The 17,027-nt window shown below is 64.3% G+C and carries 17 protein-coding genes; 6 read left to right on the forward strand and 11 right to left on the reverse strand.

The features are described from left to right. The first annotated feature begins 326 nt into the window (after window positions 1–326). The 3 genes from nadA to nadC are packed head-to-tail and all read left to right on the forward strand — an operon-like array spanning window position 327 to window position 3,958. Window positions 327–1,394, forward strand: a complete 1,068-nt coding sequence (nadA, locus tag DCY11_RS04495; protein WP_108681399.1) for a quinolinate synthase NadA — start codon at window positions 327–329, stop codon at window positions 1,392–1,394. A 33-nt stretch (window positions 1,395–1,427) separates the two neighbouring features. After that, window positions 1,428–3,050, forward strand: a complete 1,623-nt coding sequence (locus tag DCY11_RS04500) for an L-aspartate oxidase (RefSeq protein ID WP_108681401.1) — start codon at window positions 1,428–1,430, stop codon at window positions 3,048–3,050. Window positions 3,051–3,094: 44 nt separating this feature from the next. Next, window positions 3,095–3,958 carry a carboxylating nicotinate-nucleotide diphosphorylase gene (nadC, locus tag DCY11_RS04505; RefSeq protein WP_108681403.1) on the forward strand — a complete coding sequence of 288 codons (864 nt, stop codon included), beginning with the start codon at window positions 3,095–3,097 and terminating at the stop codon, window positions 3,956–3,958. On the opposite strand, the gene DCY11_RS04510 is transcribed toward nadC, so the two are convergent. From DCY11_RS04510 to DCY11_RS04550, 9 genes are all read right to left on the reverse strand, one after another. Next, window positions 3,909–5,054 (reverse strand): cell wall hydrolase, encoded by a 1,146-nt coding sequence (locus DCY11_RS04510; protein WP_108681405.1) that lies wholly within the window; start codon window positions 5,052–5,054, stop codon window positions 3,909–3,911. The two genes, nadC and DCY11_RS04510, sit on opposite strands and share 50 nt — an antisense overlap. 310 nt (window positions 5,055–5,364) lie before the next feature. Next, entirely contained in the window at window positions 5,365–8,073 is a 2,709-nt protein-coding gene (gene ppdK, locus DCY11_RS04515) for a pyruvate, phosphate dikinase (protein ID WP_245409445.1), read from the reverse strand. 144 nt (window positions 8,074–8,217) lie between these two features. Beyond that, a complete protein-coding gene (locus DCY11_RS04520) occupies window positions 8,218–8,604 on the reverse strand; it encodes a gamma-glutamylcyclotransferase (protein ID WP_245409446.1) in 387 nt (128 codons plus the stop codon). Beyond that, window positions 8,601–9,026: a VOC family protein gene (locus DCY11_RS04525; protein ID WP_108681407.1), complete on the reverse strand. Its 426-nt coding sequence runs from the start codon at window positions 9,024–9,026 to the stop codon at window positions 8,601–8,603. The genes DCY11_RS04520 and DCY11_RS04525 overlap by 4 nt, the downstream gene beginning before the upstream one ends. 3 nt (window positions 9,027–9,029) lie before the next feature. Then, window positions 9,030–11,081, reverse strand: coding sequence for a glycine--tRNA ligase subunit beta (gene glyS / locus DCY11_RS04530; RefSeq protein ID WP_108681409.1), 2,052 nt, complete (start codon window positions 11,079–11,081; stop codon window positions 9,030–9,032). After that, the gene (locus DCY11_RS04535) at window positions 11,078–11,509 is read right to left on the reverse strand and encodes a VOC family protein (RefSeq protein WP_108683670.1); all 432 of its coding nucleotides are present in this window, start codon (window positions 11,507–11,509) and stop codon (window positions 11,078–11,080) included. Before DCY11_RS04535 ends, glyS begins: the two co-directional genes overlap by 4 nt. Then, window positions 11,506–12,438: a glycine--tRNA ligase subunit alpha gene (locus DCY11_RS04540; RefSeq protein WP_108681411.1), complete on the reverse strand. Its 933-nt coding sequence runs from the start codon at window positions 12,436–12,438 to the stop codon at window positions 11,506–11,508. The genes DCY11_RS04535 and DCY11_RS04540 overlap by 4 nt, the downstream gene beginning before the upstream one ends. 138 nt (window positions 12,439–12,576) lie before the next feature. Continuing rightward, entirely contained in the window at window positions 12,577–12,774 is a 198-nt protein-coding gene (locus DCY11_RS04545; protein ID WP_108681413.1) for a hypothetical protein, read from the reverse strand. A 4-nt stretch (window positions 12,775–12,778) separates the two neighbouring features. Beyond that, window positions 12,779–13,648 carry a S49 family peptidase gene (locus DCY11_RS04550; RefSeq protein ID WP_108683671.1) on the reverse strand — a complete coding sequence of 290 codons (870 nt, stop codon included), beginning with the start codon at window positions 13,646–13,648 and terminating at the stop codon, window positions 12,779–12,781. A 256-nt stretch (window positions 13,649–13,904) separates the two neighbouring features. On the opposite strand from DCY11_RS04550, the gene DCY11_RS15435 reads away from it, so the two are divergent. Next, window positions 13,905–14,201: a hypothetical protein gene (locus DCY11_RS15435; RefSeq protein WP_159079799.1), complete on the forward strand. Its 297-nt coding sequence runs from the start codon at window positions 13,905–13,907 to the stop codon at window positions 14,199–14,201. Window positions 14,202–14,404: 203 nt separating this feature from the next. Further along, window positions 14,405–14,746, forward strand: a complete 342-nt coding sequence (locus tag DCY11_RS04555) for a hypothetical protein (protein WP_159079800.1) — start codon at window positions 14,405–14,407, stop codon at window positions 14,744–14,746. Between the two features lie 128 nt (window positions 14,747–14,874). Here the strand turns inward: DCY11_RS04555 and DCY11_RS04560 are convergent, their stop codons facing one another. Continuing rightward, complete coding sequence (locus tag DCY11_RS04560; RefSeq protein ID WP_108681417.1) at window positions 14,875–15,681, reverse strand: tRNA1(Val) (adenine(37)-N6)-methyltransferase; 807 nt, start codon at window positions 15,679–15,681, stop codon at window positions 14,875–14,877. Next, window positions 15,653–15,886, reverse strand: coding sequence for a DUF2007 domain-containing protein (locus DCY11_RS04565; RefSeq protein ID WP_069444237.1), 234 nt, complete (start codon window positions 15,884–15,886; stop codon window positions 15,653–15,655). The genes DCY11_RS04560 and DCY11_RS04565 overlap by 29 nt, the downstream gene beginning before the upstream one ends. A gap of 117 nt (window positions 15,887–16,003) precedes the next feature. Here DCY11_RS04565 and DCY11_RS04570 point away from each other — a divergent pair, with 117 nt between their 5' ends. Beyond that, a complete protein-coding gene (locus DCY11_RS04570; protein ID WP_108681419.1) occupies window positions 16,004–17,020 on the forward strand; it encodes a polyprenyl synthetase family protein in 1,017 nt (338 codons plus the stop codon). Window positions 17,021–17,027 lie beyond the last annotated feature (7 nt).

Consider the following 17,027-nt stretch of genomic DNA (forward strand, 5'->3'; position numbering starts at 1 on the left):
TCGCGAATGAAGCATGCCCACGCATCCTACAAGTCCCCGCTTACCGCCTTCAGGGTAATCCGGGATGCCCCTATCTGCCAACCACAACTGGTCTACCCGCCCAACCCTCGCCCGAACCGGTTTTTCGGGGTCTCGGAGTAACGTCTTGATAGGCCCCATGAAAATTGTGCAAAGCAGCGACGCCTTGAAGAATAAGGATAAAATGCTATACTCAGTATGAGAATAGCGCTGATGTGCGCGGTCGAGGAAACGCGCCGGCCTTGAGCCGGACCTTTTTACACCCTATATATACTCATATTGAGTATATCATCAGGAGGCCGATAGAGATGGAATCCGTTCAAATTGGGAGTGAGGCCTGGGAGGCCAAGGCACAGGCCGTGCTGCCTTCCGAGCTCGTTCCCGATCTCACGTATACGCCCGAAGTGGCCCGCGAGACCGCGCATCTGTATGAGCGTGTCGCGCGCGTGATTCCGCCTGTCGAATGGCCCCAATTCGCGCCTTACGTGAAGGCCATCAACGATCTGAAGCAGGTCCGCAACGCGGTTGTCCTGGCGCATAACTATATGACGCCGGAGATCTACAATTGCGTGGCCGACGTGGTCGGCGACTCCTTGCAGCTTGCGCGCGAGGCCGCGAAGGCCGACGCCGAGGTGATCGTCCAGTGCGGCGTACACTTCATGGCGGAGACGTCGAAGCTGCTCAATCCCGACAAGAAAGTTCTGATCCCCGATAGCCGCGCCGGCTGTTCGCTGGCGGAATCGATCACGGGTGAGGATGTCCGCGCGTTGCGCGAGGCCTATCCCGGTGTTCCCGTGGTCACGTACGTGAACACGTCAGCCGATGTGAAAGCCGAGTCCGACATTTGCTGCACGTCGTCGAATGCCGTGCGCGTGGTTGAGTCTCTCGGCGCGAAACGGGTAATCATGATCCCCGACGAATTTCTCGCCAAATGGGTTCAAACCCAGACGGATGTCGAGATCATCACCTGGAAGGGTCACTGCGAAGTGCATGAGCGCTTCACCGCCGAGGAGCTTCGCGTCTATCGGGAGAGTGATCCGGGCGTGAAGATTATCGCGCACCCCGAGTGTCCGCCCGAGGTGATCAACGAGTCCGACTTCACGGGTTCGACCTCCGGCATGATCAAATGGGTCGAGGATAATCAGCCTTCCAAGGTGCTGCTCGTGACCGAGTGCTCAATGAGCGACAACGTCGCGGTCGAAGCGCCGAACACCCAGTTCGTGCGGCCCTGTAACCTCTGCCCGCATATGAAGCGCATCACGCTGCCGAAGATCCTCGATAGCCTCATCTTCATGAAGGAAGAGGTGACCGTCGATCCGGCCGTGGTGGAGCCCGCCCGCGCCGCCGTCGAGCGGATGATCAATCTCAACCACTAGCGTGTGCGTCAGTACGACGTCGAAAGGACAGCGATGACGAACGGCAGTCCATCCTTTGTGCCGAGAAACGCCGCTGACAGCGTGGTAGTTGTCGGCGCCGGCCTTGCGGGTCTCTTTACGGCCCTCAAGCTTGCGCCGCTGAACGTCACCGTCATCTCGCCCGCGCCGATCGGCGAAGGTGCGTCCAGCGTTTGGGCGCAAGCCGGTATCGCGGCGGCGCTGTCCGAAGGCGACACGCCCGAGGACCATGCGGCCGATACCGTGCGCGCCGGGGCCGGGATCGTGGATGAAGCCGTGGCGCTTCTGATGGCACGAGAGGCCCGGGCCCGGATCGAGGATTTGCTGCGTTACGGCGTGCCCTTCGACAAGGACCTCGAAGGCAAGCTGACCTTCGGCCACGAAGCCGCTCACCGCACCAACCGCATTCTGCATGTCAAAGGCGACACGGCCGGCCGTTCCATCATGAGCGCCATCATCGCCGCGGTGCGCAAGACGCCGTCGATCACCGTGCTCGAGGGCGTGGCCGCGCGCGATTTGGTCGTCCACAAGGGACGCGTCCGGGGCATCGTCCTTGCGCCTACCACAGAGGAATCTCAAACGGACACCTTTGTCCTGCCCGCGCGGGCGGTGGTGCTCGCGACCGGCGGCGCCGGTCACCTTTACTCGGTCACCACCAATCCGGTCGAGGCGCGTGGCGAAGGTGTCGCCATCGCCGCGCGCGCCGGCGCAGTGATCGCCGACGCTGAATTCGTGCAATTCCATCCCACCGCGATCGATATCGGCCGCGATCCGGCGCCGCTCGCCACCGAAGCGCTTCGGGGCGCGGGGGCACTGCTCATTAACCGCAAGGGCGAGCGCTTCATGCGCGCCGTTCACCAGGATGCCGAGCTCGGCCCGCGCGACGTGGTCGCGCGCGCCGTCCATCGCGAGGTCGTGAGCGGGCGCGGCGCGTTTCTCGATTGCCGTCCGATCGGCCCCGGTATCGCAGAGAAGTTTCCCACGGTCGCGTCGACCTGCCGTTCGGCTGGGATCGACCCGGCGCAGGAGCCCATCCCGGTGGCGCCGGCGGCGCATTATCACATGGGTGGCGTTCTGGTCGACGTACAAGGACGCAGCACCGTCGACGGCTTGTGGGCCTGCGGCGAGGTAACCTCGACGGGCGCGCACGGCGCGAACCGTCTTGCCTCGAACTCGCTTCTCGAAGCCGTCGTATTCGGCGCCCGTGTCGCAGAGGACATCACCGCTGGCCTGCCCCCGCTGCCGCCTCAGGATCTGCACGCGGTCGCGCGCGCCAGCGGCGGGATCTACCGCAACAGCCAGGCGGAGCGGACGCTCCGCGAGACCATGTCGGCCAATGTGGGCGTTGTCCGCGATGCTGACGGGCTGTCGGAGGCCCTCGGGACAATCATCGCTCTCGAGCGCGAGAACGAAGGCGATCCGCAGCTTGCGAACATGCTGACGACGGCCAAGTTCGTGGCCACGGCTGCCTTTGCCCGGACCGAAAGCCGCGGGGCGAATTTCCGCAGCGACTATCCTGCGCCCGAAGAGGCTCAGGCCAGACGTAGCTTCCTGACCCTGGATCAGGCTGACGAGTTTGCCCGCGAGGCCGCCGGCATCGCCAGTCCGCCGCGTCTGCGCGTCGTCAGCCAGGCGTAGTCCCTGCTTCGCGTGAGCGGACATCGCACCTTGAAGGGCGTCTCATGAATACCCCGGAACTGCTCACCCCGCTGCCACGGCGCCTCGTGGAAACGGCCGTGCGCACGGCTCTCGAAGAGGACCTTGGCCTCGTGGGCGACATCACCACGGATCCCATTATTCCCGCCGATGCGCGCGGTGCCGCCTCGATTGTCGTCCGTGAACCGGCCTGCATTGCGGGCCTCGATCTCGCGGAGGCCGCATTCCGTGCGCTCGATGCGGATGTGAATTTCGAGCGGCTGGTTGAGGACGGCGGCACGGCCGAAGCAGGCACGGCCATCGGCCGGGTGGAAGGATTGACGCGCGCGCTGCTGACCGGGGAGCGCACGGCGCTGAACTTCCTCGGGCGCCTCTGCGGAATCGCGACGCTGACGGCCGCCTATGTCGCGGCGGTCGACGGCACCGGCGCGCGGATCGCCGATACCCGCAAGACGACGCCCGGTTTGCGGGGGCTGGAGAAATACGCGGTGCGCTGCGGCGGCGGCGTGAACCACCGTTTTGGCCTCTATGACGCGGTGCTGGTCAAGGACAACCACATCGCCGCGGCCGGCGGGATCGGCGCGGCGCTCTCACACTTGCGCGCGCGCGGCGGTCACATGGTCAAGATCGAAGTGGAAGTGGATACGCTCGACCAGCTGCGCGAGGCGCTCGCCCACCCGATCGACGCAGTCTTGCTGGACAATATGGATCCGGCGACCCTCAAAGAGGCCGTGACAATTGCAGACGGTCAGGTGGTGACCGAAGCGTCGGGCGGCGTGACGTTGGAGAGTGTCGCGGAAATCGCGCGGACGGGCGTCGACCTGATCTCAGTCGGAGCCCTTACTCACTCGCCCCGTAACCTAGACTCATCACTTGAGTGGGAGCGGTAGCGCTCGTTCCAGTAACGGCATCGACGGACCCGGTTACGGCTTGCACGGCCCAGGCAAGGGACGTCGTCGGCAAGTCGTCGCTACCCTCGGCGTCGCCTTCTGTCCCCGATTCGTCGGTAAGGGAGGCCTCGACCAGATAGGGCTGCTCGCCGCGCTTCTTGTAGAAGATGTGCCGACCGATCTTATCGATCTTGTTCATGCGGTACGACCAGCGCGGCCGCACATAGTCCGCATGGTAGAAGGTCGAGTAGCCGACTTCGGGCAGCCAATGCTCGCCCGCCATGAAGCTCTTGGAGAGCTCTTGCGCGCGCGCCCAAAGGGCCTTGTCACGCGGATTGTCGGAATTGCCGTCACAGGTAAAGGAGAACTGGCACCCTTTGCGGTGCTGCCCTTGGTAGACGACGCCGCAGATCGTCTGCGGGAACTTCGGGCTGCGGACGCGGTTCAAGATCACCTGCGATACGGCAATCTGCCCCTTGAGAGGCTCGCCCCGCGCTTCGAAATAGATAGCGGTGGCCAGACAATGACGCTCGCGTTCCTCGAACTCGGCCTGGGTCTCGCCCTTGTAGCGGAACTTCAGAGCTTCCTCCGAAGGGCGATAGGCGATGTCGTAGGGGTCGGGCCGGAAGCCATCGACCTCGTAGCCGGCATCGAAGAGCGCCGCATAACCCGCCGTCGGGAGGACGGCGCTGCCGATGTCTTGATCCTGCTGCGATGGGGTGAACGCGACGGGAATGATAGCCCCGCCCTCATCGTCCTTTTTCTCGGTGAAGAACCCGGGCAGCGCGGGCAACTTCGCGATGCTGGCCATGACCGAGGCCCTGGCCGGCTTCGAGGCGGAAACCGCAAAGCGATCCGCGCGAGGACCCTTGCCGTCTTCGTAGAACAGACGGGCGGCGGCAGTCGAAACCTCTCTGGGCTCGGCGTCGTCTTCGATCCGAATTGCGGTGGAAATAGTGCCGGGAGCGGGCAGGTACAGCTCAACCTCGGCGCCAAACAGGCTGCCGTACGCGGCTGCATAACCCACACCGATTGACGGGAGCGATACGAGCGCAGCGGCGGCGTACCACATCCGACGAAACGAGCGTCGGCCCATTATCCCTCCAAGGTCCCCGTACGGCCGACTTGCCAGCTGCCCGCCTTGGCGAGCATCCCCCTGGTAAGCCTCCGAAACTTCTTACCCCGTTCAAACGTGCGGACGAACCACGCGTTCCCTAGGGTGTCCCCAAAATTGGGGCGTCCCCAAAATTTTCCAAGCTGCTGGCTGGAAGATCACCGACGGAAAGTCGGTGTAAAGCCCCCCTGCCGGATTGAGCCCGGACCCCGTTGTTTGCCTTAACGAGCAGTGATTATTCTAGATCAATCTGTGCATATCGGCAACGCCCAACACTTTCGGCGCAGACTGGCTAACGATCCGTTACTGCAGGGTTTTTCACGGCTGCCTGGGCCGCGGCGAGGCGCGCGACAGGCACCCGATAGGGCGAGCAGGACACGTAGCTCAGCCCAATTTTCTCGCAAAAACCAATGGTTTCCGGGTCGCCGCCATGTTCGCCGCAAATGCCGATCTTGAGGTCCGGGCGGACGGCCCGGCCGCGTTCCACACCGATTTCCATGAGCTCTCCGACTGCAGCGTCGAGCGTCATAAATGGATCGTGGTTAATGATCCCTTTGTCGGCGTATTCCCCGAGGAAACGGCCCGCATCGTCGCGGCTGAGGCCGAACGTGGTCTGGGTTAGATCATTGGTTCCAAAAGAGAAAAACTCCGCCGACTCCGCGATCTCGCCGGCGACAAGACAGGCGCGGGGCAGTTCCACCATGGATCCGACCTGAAACGCGAGCGTCGTCTCGCGTTCCTTCTCCACCGCACGCGCCGTCTCCGCGATGCGCTCCTTGATGAGGTCGAGTTCCCGCTTGGTGGCCACGAGCGGCACCATGATCTCGGGACGGACGCGGTCATGCAGTTCCTTCCCGGACTCGATGGCGGCCTCGAAGATCGCGCGCGCCTGCATGTCGACGATCTCCGGGTAAGCGACGAGCAGCCGCGCGCCGCGCTGACCGAGCATGGGATTGAACTCGCTGAGCACCGCGATGCGGCGCTTGAGACGCGCTATTTCCACCCCCATGGCTTCCGCCACATCGGCAATCGCGTCTTCCTCGTGCGGCAGGAACTCGTGGAGCGGCGGATCGAATAGCCGGATCGTCACCGGCAGTCCCTTCATGATCTCGAAGAGCGCCATGAAGTCTTGCCGCTGCTCCGGCAAGAGCTCGGCAAGTGCGGTGCGGCGCGCCTCCTTCGTCTCCGCCAGGATCATCTCGCGCATGGCGACGATGCGGTTGTCCTGGAAAAACATGTGCTCGGTCCGGCACAGGCCTATCCCCTCGGCGCCGAAGTCCCGCGCATGCCGGGCGTCGGCCGGCGTATCGGCGTTCGCCCGCACCTCCATGCGCCGCAGTCCGTCGGCCCACTCCATCAGCGTGGCGAAGTCGGGCGACAGATCGGGCTGCCGCATGGTCACTCGCCCTTTGATGATCTTTCCGGAAGACCCGTCGATGGTGACGATATCGCCCTTACGCAGCACGACGCCGGACGCTTCCAGAGTTTCGCGTTCGAGATCGATATGAGCCGCAGCGACGCCGGCCACGCAAGGGCGCCCCATACCGCGCGCCACCACGGCGGCGTGGCTCGTCATGCCCCCGCGGGTGGTCAGGATGCCCGCGGCCGCATGCATGCCTTGCACGTCCTCGGGCGAGGTCTCGATGCGCGCCAGAATGACCGTGTGCCCCTGGCTCTTCAGATGGACCGCTTCGTCCGCATCGAAGACGATCTCACCGGACGCGGCGCCCGGCGACGCCGGGAGCCCCTTCGCCAGCACGGTCATTTCCGCGTTGGGATCGAGCGTCGGATGCAGCAGCTGGTCGAGATGTGCCGGGTCGATCCGCATCACGGCTTCTTCCTGGGTGATGATGCCCTCGCCCGCCATGTCGACGGCGATCTTCAGCGCGGCCTGCGTGGAGCGCTTGCCGGTGCGGGTCTGCAGCATGAAGAGTTCGCCCGCCTCGATCGTGAACTCGATGTCCTGCAGGTCGCGGAAGTGCCGTTCCAAGGCGGCGCAATTGTGCTTCAGCTTGGCGAAGGCCTCCGGCATCGCCTCTTCGAGAGAGACCTTGCCATTGCCATTGGCCGCGCTGGCTTGCTTGGTCAGGGGCTGGGGCGTGCGGAGGCCCGCAACAACGTCCTCGCCTTGCGCATTCAAGAGAAACTCGCCGAACAGTTCGTTCTCACCGGTCGAGGGATTGCGCGTGAACACGACGCCGGTGGCGCTGTTGTCGCCCTTGTTGCCGAACACCATGGTTTGCACGGTGACGGCGGTGCCCCAATCGTCCGGAATGTCGTGAAGCCGCCGATAGGCGATGGCCCGCGCGTTCTGCCAGGACCCGAACACGGCGGCGATCGCGCCCCAAAGCTGGTCGCGGAGGCTTTGCGGGAACCTGAGGCCCAACTCCTTTTCCACCAACGACTTGAACCGGGCGACGATCTCGATCCAGTCCTCCGCCTGGAGTTCGGGGTCGAGTTCGTAGCCCTTCAGCGCCTTGTAGTTCTCGAGGATATCCTCGAACAGGCCGTGATCGACGCCCAGCACCACATCGGCGTACATCTGGATGAAGCGCCGATAAGTGTCGTAGGCGAAGCGCCGGTCTCCGGTGCGGCGGGCAAGGCCTTCGACGGTGTCGTCGTTGAGGCCTAGATTGAGGACCGTATCCATCATGCCGGGCATGGAGGCGCGCGCGCCGGAGCGGACAGACACGAGCAGCGGATGCTCGACATCGCCGAAATGCGCGCCGGAGTAGGACGCCATCTGCACAAGCGCCTCGTCCACCATGGGCCTCAGGGCGTCGGGGAGCTTGCGGCCGTTCTCGTAATAAGCCGCGCACATATCCGTGGCGATGGTGAAACCAGGGGGAACGGGCAGGCCGATACGCGACATCTCGGCAAGGTGTGCGCCCTTGCCGCCGAGACGATCCTTGTCCGCGGCGGAACCATCGGCGTGTCCACCGCCGAAGCTGTACACCCATTTGGGCGTCTGTCCCGCCATCTCGGCCTCGCCTCCTGTCATTCGTCGTTGATTGCCCAGTCCGCCCCCTCTTTTAGCCCGCCCAGCGCTTCGCACACAAACGGGCAAATCGACGTAGGGTGCGCGCGAGTTTAGGTGCGCGCAGTCAGGGCCGGATGGGACGCCGCGACTTGGCGTTCCAATGGGTCAAAAAATCGCCCCGGGGATCACGCGGCTGTTGGGCGGCTTGGACACGCCATAGGTCCAAACCAGGACCGTACCGGTACCGACCAGCGATACATCGAGGGGGATCCGCGCGTAGTTCGGGTCGCCATGCTCATAGGCGTCGAGTTCCGCGAGAAGGCGCTCGCCTGGCGGCAACGCGAACACGTCGCCGATGATGCGGGTCGGCGCGCTCTCGTCGAACATCGCGGCCGGGTACCAGCCCATGTCGTAGAGCCTGCCGTTCGCGCGGGCCTGGCCCACGTACCGCGCCTGGGCGGAGAGACGCCGTGCCATCGGATGATTGCTGCCCTGGCGCAACGTCCCATAGACGAAGATGTGGCCGGGGTCGGTATCGGCCTTGTTACTCACGCGGGTAACTCGACGCGGCCGGTTTCGTCCAGCGACCAGAACGGATTATGGGCGACCTCCCAGGCATGGCCGTCCGGGTCCGCGAAATAGCCGCTATACCCGCCCCAGAATACCTTCTCGGCGGGCTTGAGGATTTGCGCACCCGCGGCTTCCGCCTGCGCCATCATGACATCGACTTGGCTTTCGTCGGCGCAGTTCATGGCGATGGCCGTGCCACCGTTTCCGTTCCAGATGTTGTCTGCCTTGGCGTCGTCCTTGAGGGCTTCGCGGCCAAAAAGCCCGAGCACCATCGCACCCGCCTGCATGAACGTCACCGCCTCCTGGCTTTGGCTCGACCGCTTGAAGCCCAGCCGCTCGTAGAACGCCGTCGCATCGGCAATGTCTCCAACGCCGAGTGTGATCATGCTGATGTGCGGACGCATGGGTTACCCCGCGATTTTGGAAAAATCTGCGACGGTCTTGGTCGTGTTGCGGATGCGATTGAGCAGCCGCAAGCGGTTCTCGCGCAGCTTCGGATCGTCCGCGTTGACGGTGACCGTGTCGAAGAACGCATCGACCGGCGCGCGCAGCTTCGCCATGGCCGACATAGCCGCTTCGAAGTCCTCGTCCTGCACAGCTTTGGCGGCGGCCTTCTCGACATCGTCCACGGCGTTGGCCAGCGCCTTCTCTTCGGGCGCTTCGAGCAGCGCGGGGTCGGGCGCTTCGTCGTAGGTCTTCTTGTCCTTCTTCTCCTCGATGCGAAGGATGTTCGCCGCGCGCTTAGTGCCCGCCAGCAGGTTCGCGCCATCGTCCGTATCGAGAAAGCGGCCGAGCGCATCGACCCGCCGCACGATCATCAAGAGATCGTCGCCGCCAAGTGCGAAGACCGCATCCACCAGATCGTGCCGCGCGCCCTGGTCGCGCAGATAAATCTTCAGACGGTCGGCGAAGAAATCGAGAAGGCTGCGCTCCGTCTCTTCCTTGCCCGCGGCGTCCGTCGGCAACTGCGCTTCAATTTGGGAGAGAAGCGCCAGCCGCACGTCACTCTCCAGAATGATCCGGATGACGCCGAGCGCCGCACGGCGCAGCGCATAGGGATCTTTCGAGCCCGTCGGCTTTTCGTCGATGGCCCAGAAGCCCACCAGCGTGTCGAGCTTGTCGGCAAGCGCGAGTGCAATCGAGACCGGCGCGCGCGGAACGTCGTCCGTCGGACCGACAGGCTTGTAGTGATCTGCGATGGCGTTGGCGACGGAGGGCCGCTCGTTCTGATCGAGCGCGTAGTAGCGGCCCATGGTGCCTTGTAGCTCGGGGAACTCGCCGACCATGTCGCTCACGAGATCGGCCTTGCAGAGAATGCCCGCGCGCTCCGCATCCTCCGCATCCGCGCCGACCAGCGGCGCCAAATCCCGCGCCAGCTTGAAGATGCGCTGCACGCGCTCGTATTGGGTGCCGAGCTTCTCATGGAAGGTGATGTCCTTGAGTTGCGGCACGCGCGTTTCGAGCGAGACCTTGAGATCCTGATCGAAGAAGAACTTAGCGTCCGACAAGCGCGCGGCGATCACGCGCTCATTGCCCTGGGTGATGGAGGTGCCGCCGTCGTCGGCTTCCAGGTTCGCGACGAGCACGAAGCGGTTCGCAAGATCGTCGCCCTTCGATACGGAGAAGCACTTCTGATGCGCCTTCATGGAGGTGGCGAGCACTTCCGGCGGGACGCTCAAGAATTCTTCATCGAACGCGCCCATGAGCGGCACGGGCCATTCGGTGAGCCCGGCATTCTCGGCGAGCAGACCAGCGTCCTCCACGAGCGCGAAGCCATGCTCGCCGGCCCGGGCTTGCGCCGCATCCTCAATCCGCGCCGCGCGCTCATCGCTATCGAGAATGACAAAGGCCTTGCGCAGCTTCGCCTCGTAGTCGGCGAAGCTCTTCACGTCGAAGTCTTTCGGCGCCATGAAGCGATGGCCGCGCGTGATCTTGCCGCTCTTGATGCCGTCGACTTCGAAGTCCACGACCTTGCCGCCCAGCACGCACAGAATGGAATGCAGCGGCCGCACCCAGCGCAGCTTACCGGCGCCCCAGCGCATGGCTTTCGGCCACGGGAACGTCTTCACCATCTCCGGGACGATCTCGGCGATCACATCGGCGGTGTCGCGGCCCGGCTTCTCGATGACCGCGACGTAGTAGCTGCCCTTCTTGTCCTCGCGGGTCTCCGCCTCGTTGACGGAGCCGAGCCCGGCCGATTTCAGAAACCCTTCGATGGCCTTGTCGGGTGCGCCGACGCGCGGCCCCTTGCGCTCTTCGCTGACGTCGGGCGAGCGCTTGGGAAGTCCCTCGACAACCGCCGTGATGCGGCGCGGCGTGGCAAAGGTCTTGATCGCATCGAAGTCGAGACCTGCGGCTTTGAGCTTGTCGTCCAGCAGGCGCGCGAGGTCTTCCCGCGCCCGCGTCTGCATGCGCGCCGGGATCTCCTCGGAGAAGAATTCGAGCAGGAGTTCCGTCATTGCGCACCAGCCTCGCCGCTCGGCGCAACATCTTGTTTGGGCGCAAGGTCTTGCCCAAAGCCGATGTCGTGATCATCGAGATCCTGGATTCCGAATTCGAGAACGCCGTAGGGCTTTTCGCCAAGGTGGTAGTCAATATGCGCGCCGCGTTCCGTCAGCTCGTCATACATGGCGCGCGCGTCGTCGACCCAGAAATAAGCGTTCCACATCTTGTCCTTGATCCGCCAATGGGGAACCACGTCGCACGCTTCAGGAACCTGTGTCAGCATGACGTGAGCGGTATCGCGCGCGGCGATGGCAAAGTCCGCCGGCTCGCCCCACACGCCGAGCGTCCGGAAACCCACCTTGTCGGCCCAATAGCCGATCGTCGCAGGCAGATCTCGCGCGAACAGCACCGGCGCTTGTTGCAGGATCTTGGCCTTGGTCATGCCGCCGCCCCGCCCGCGTCCGTCTTGAGCCAGGCCGCGCAGCACGCCTTCGCCAGATCGCGCACGCGCAAGATATAGGCCTGGCGCTCGGTGACCGAGATCACGCCGCGCGCATCCAGAAGATTGAAGATGTGGGAGGCTTTGATGGCCTGGTCGTAGGCGGGCAGCACCATCAAATGCCGACCCCCGTTTTCGCCGGCCTCAAGCAGCGCCTTGCACTCGGCTTCGGCATCGCGGAAGTGCTCGAACAGCTTCGCGGTATTGGCGTGCTCAAAATTATGCCGGGAGTATTCCTGTTCGGCCTGCAGGAAGATGTCGCCATAGGTGACCTTGGCGTCCCCTTCCCCGCCGTTGAAGTTGAGGTCGTAGACGTTGTCGACGCCCTGCACATACATCGCCAGGCGCTCGAGACCGTAGGTCAGTTCGCCGGAGACCGGGTCGCAGTCGAAACCGCCCACCTGCTGGAAGTACGTGAACTGCGACACTTCCATGCCGTCGCACCACACTTCCCAGCCGAGACCCCAGGCGCCGAGCGTGGGACTTTCCCAGTCGTCCTCCACGAAGCGGATGTCGTGGTTCTTGGGATCGATACCGATGGCGTAGAGGCTCTCCAGATACAGATCCTGGATGTCCGGGGGTGACGGCTTCAGAATGACCTGGAACTGATAATAATGCTGGAGCCGGTTGGGGTTCTCGCCGTAGCGGCCGTCCTTGGGACGCCGCGAGGGCTGAACATAGGCCGCGCTCCAAGGTTTCGGGCCCAGCGACCGCAGCGTGGTGGCCGGATGAAACGTGCCGGCACCGATCTCCATGTCGTAGGGCTGGAGGATGACGCAGCCTTGGTCGGCCCAGAAGCGCTGAAGCCTCAAAATGAGGTCCTGGAACGACGGCGCGGCGGCCTTTCCGGCGGATTTTGCTTGCTTGGACATATTCGATTCGGGACGGGGCAGGTTTGCCGCCGCACGCTATTGCGTTGCAGCCGACAATGGAAGCCAAGAAGGAGCCAGCGTTAAGCCGGGGCTCCGGTTTGCGGCCCCGCGGGGCTCCCCTCGGCACTCATCTCAGTGTCAGGGGCGCTCCTTGGGGCGGTAGACGCCGGTGACGGGGTCTTCTTCCAGCGGCACGGCGCTCTCGATATCGCGCCGCTCCATCGCCTCCTGCGCCTTGCGCAACTCGGCCCGGACGCGCTCCTGCTCCCTTTTGAAGTAGCGCCGGACCCAGAGCAGGCCCGCGCCGATTGCAGCCAAGAGAAGAACTTGGGGCATTGTTCTACAACCCGAACCTCGACCAGAGAGACCGCGCCTCGATCGCGGAGATCACGTCGGCGGCGAAGCCCTGCGGCCACCCACCGAGCTCGAAACCACCGGCCCCGGCCGAAACCGACTTCTTGTTGCGCCGGAGCAAGCCGCCGCCCGTCGAGACGAGCTTGAAACGCACGTCTTCGCCAAAGACGTCGCGCATCTTGGTGCGCAGATCCGACAGGCCGTCGATGAGACCGAGCTCCACCGCCACCTTGCCGGACCAGAACGCGCCCGTGAAGAGTTCGTCGTCGGACTTCGTCAGCTTGGCGCCCCGGCGCGACTTCACCATGTCGATAAAGGCCTCGTGCACGTCGACCTGAATGGCCTTGATGCGTTCCACATCGGCGGGCTTCTCGGGCAGGAACGGATCGAGCGTGTCCTTGCTCTTGCCGGCCGTGTAGACGCGGCGCTCCACGCCGATCTTCTCCATCAGGCCGGGAAAGCCGAAGCCGGCGGCGATCACGCCGATCGAGCCCACGATCGAGCTTTGATCCGCATAGATCTCGTCGCCCGCGAGCGACAGCATGTAGCCGCCGGAAGCCGCGACATCCTCGCAGAATGAGTAGACCTTCAGGTCCTTCTCCTCGGCGAGGGCGCGGATGCGCTTGTGGATCAGCGTCGACTGGACGGCGGCGCCGCCCGGAGAATTGATCTGAATGGCGACCGCCTTCGCGCCACGCATGCCGAAGGCCTTGTCGATGGCGGCGGCGACCGTCGGCAGGGAGAGTTCCTGCTTGAACGGGGAGCTCATCCCGATGGGCCCGCTGAAGCGCAGAACTGGGACCAGAGGCCGGGGCTTGGTCCAGCTCTTCGGCAGCAGGGATTTCAAGACTGTCATCAAACCATTTTCGCTCATAAACGCACCGTACCCGCAGGCCTATTCAGATCAAGAGTTGTCCACTAGATCGGTATCAATAAAGGCTAGACCGGGGCAATCCGCCCCGCCACCCGGTTAACCGCGCCCGTTAAGCAGATTCCGCAAACTGACATGAGCCGGTGCCAATTGGATGGTATACAATTAGTGTATCGCGGGCGCCCCGCTCGAAGCGGCGAGCCGGATTTACGCAGACGCCGGTCCTCGGAGGACACCTCAGTTGAGAAAATTTGCGATCCTGGCGAGCTTGGCGGCGGCAGTCGCGTTTGTCGGTATCTCTCTTGCCCCCCAGCCGGCCGAGGCCGGTCTTTGCCGCAAGGTCTGGCGCAATGGCTACTACAGCAGCGGATATTGCGGCCGGCGCTTCGTCGGACCCGACCGCTACGGTTATGTCCGGCCGCGCGCGGCCTATTACCCGCCGCGGCGCTGCCGGTCCCGTTACGGCTGCGGCACCTACCCTTACGCTTACTACCCTTATTGGCGAAACCGGACCCAGGGCCGTTGGTACTACCGATAGCTCTCCCAATCCGTATCGCACTCCGGCGAAAAGCCGGCCTCCTAACCGGAGGCCGGCTTTTTGTTTTTCCGGCCTGAATACCCGATGAACGCGGCTCTCAGCCACGGTTCAGCCCCTCACCTCTAAGACCTGTTCTCAAGACCGAGGACTAGAGACCGAGCACTTGGAGCGGCCCGACGGCCGCCGGAATAGAGGTAAGAACCATGTTGAGAACGACTCTTCTTGCAGCAGCGACGCTGGTGGCGTTCGGGGCGACAGCCGCCTATGCGGGCTCCGACGGCGGACACGGCCACAAGGGACACGATCGCCACGGTCACGGCGCCTACGAGCACAACTACGTGCCCGGGCCTCAAGCCGGCCGCTATCGCCACCATCGGGGGCACCACGGGGCGAAGCGCGATCACCGTTCCGGCCGTGGCTGGTTTGACTATCGCGGACGGTCCTACTGCCACCTCGCCCCGCGCAAGGTCCCGATCAAGGTCTGGGACCGCCGGGGAAATTCCTACCGCAAATGGGTTTGGAAGGACGTGAGAGTCTGCGCCTAGCCGGCCTTCTCATGCCCGGGGCTCCTCCCTAGATCCGGGCACTCGCGGGGCTGCCGCCGATCCCCCCATGGCGGCAGCCCTCGCCTTTTTGGGGAGTATCTCTGACTGCCTTGTCTGCCTTGGCGGCTCTAGACGCCGGTCGCATCCAGATTGAGCGCAGCGCCGTTTCGCAAGACGGCTTCGGCCTCCGCCGTGTAGGCGCCCCCATCCTCATGCAGCACCAGCCCCGGCAAGAGACGCGCGCTTGCGCGGCTGTTCTTGCGCCCCTGGACGATGACGCGGGCCGCCGGGACACCGCGCCGGGGAAACAGCGGGTAGATGGCAAGGCCGCCGAAGCGGTCTTTCAGGACCTCGAGAAGCGGACAGAGAGACTCCGCCCGGTGGATCAAGGTCAGTGTCGCGTGCGGGCCCGCCATAGTGGTCAGAAACCGCACCCAACGCTCCAACTCTCCATCCGGCATGACATGGGCGCTGGCGCGCGAGGCATCCGCCGCCGCCCGGACCGAGCCTGCGCCGTAGAAGGGTGGATTGGCGATGACCTGGTCATAACCCTCGCGGACGAGTCCCGCCGTGCCGAGGACCTTTCCCGGCGCGGTGACGTCGGCCTCGATCACGCGAAACCGGTCGCTGAAGCGGTTCCGCTCCGCATTCTGCCGCGCCAGGGCACACTGACTTTGGTCAATTTCGACCCCGGCGACATCGATGCCCGGCACACGGGCCAGGAGGCACAGACCCGCGGTCCCGGCGCCCGTCCCCGCGTCCAGCACCGTTTCCCCCGCCCGGGCCGGCACGGCCGCGGCCAGGAAGACGGCATCGCTGCCGCCCCGGTGTCCCGTCTTGTACTGAATGATTTCGATCCGCCCGCCGAGAAAGGCATCGGCGGTCGTTCCGGGCTCCACGGAGCCGTTAGGACCGATTGTCGCGCTCGAGATCATTTCCAACGCCCGCCTCGGTCAGCAGCGCACGCGCCTTGTCGACCGAGCCTCCGTCGACCAGCACACGTTGCGGCAATGCCCCGATCGAGCCCTCCATGACGCTCATATTGGTGTCCAGCACCGTGAAGGCGATCCCCGCTTCTTTCAGGAGCGCGCTCACAAATGAAATGAGCACGGGATCGTTCGACCGTATCAGTTCTTTCATCGCCACAACCGCTCCCGAAAAGCCGCCCACGCCTGGTTCTTCATTTCGGGCCGCCGACAGTGCTATAAGCCCTCCGCACTGGAGGAAACGAAACCCTTCACCAGAGGAGACTGGCCTGTGGGCATTGTCGTCAAGCTTTCCGACTCGCGCGACCCGAACGCGAGCCTCGCGCCACTCTTCGCGCTTGTCGAGGAGGACATGGCCCGTGTCAACCAGTTCATCCTGGACAAGGCACGTTCCAATGTCGACCTGATCCCGGAGCTTGCACGGCACCTGATCGATTCCGGCGGCAAGCGCCTGCGCCCCATGCTGACGATCGCCGCGTCCAAGCTGTGCGGCTACGAAGGCGACGGCCACCAATGGCTCGCGACCGCGGTGGAGTTCATGCACACGGCGACGCTGCTCCACGACGACGTTGTCGACGAGAGCAGCCTGCGGCGCGGCAAGACCACCGCGCGGTTGTTGTGGGGCAACGAGGCATCCGTCCTCGTGGGCGACTATCTCCTCGGCCAGTCCTTCAAGATGATGGTCGATGTCGGCTCCTTGGGCGCCTTGCGCATCCTCTCCGATGCCGCGGCAATCATCGCCGAGGGCGAGGTGATGCAGCTCATCACCGCCAACAACACCGATACGACGGAAGACGACTATCTGGCGGTCATCGAGGCGAAGACCGCGGCGCTGTTCGCCGCCGCCGCCGAGGTGGGTGCCGTGATCGCCGACCGTCCGAAATCCGAAGCCGCGGCCTTGCGGTCCTTCGGTCGCAATCTCGGCGTCGCCTTCCAGCTTGTGGACGACGCACTCGACTATTCGGGCGAGCAGTCCGAACTCGGCAAGAGCGTGGGCGACGATTTCCGCGACGGCAAGATCACGCTGCCGGTGGTGCTCAGCTACCGGCGCGGGAGCGCCGACGAGCGCGAGTTCTGGGAACGGACTCTCAAGCAGGGCGAGATTGGTGACGACGATCTGCAAACGGCCATCGATCTGATCGCCAAGCACAACGCGCTGGCAGACACGATGGAACGGGCGCGCCACTACGGGGCGATCGCCCGCGACGCGCTGGCGATCTTCCCCGACGGCGACGTCAAGTCGGCGCTCCTTGGGGCCATCGAGTTCTCGGTCAGCCGGCCCTACTAGCTTCGGG

The sequence above is a fragment of the Methyloceanibacter sp. wino2 genome (assembly GCF_003071365.1).
Lineage (GTDB): Bacteria > Pseudomonadota > Alphaproteobacteria > Rhizobiales > Methyloligellaceae > Methyloceanibacter.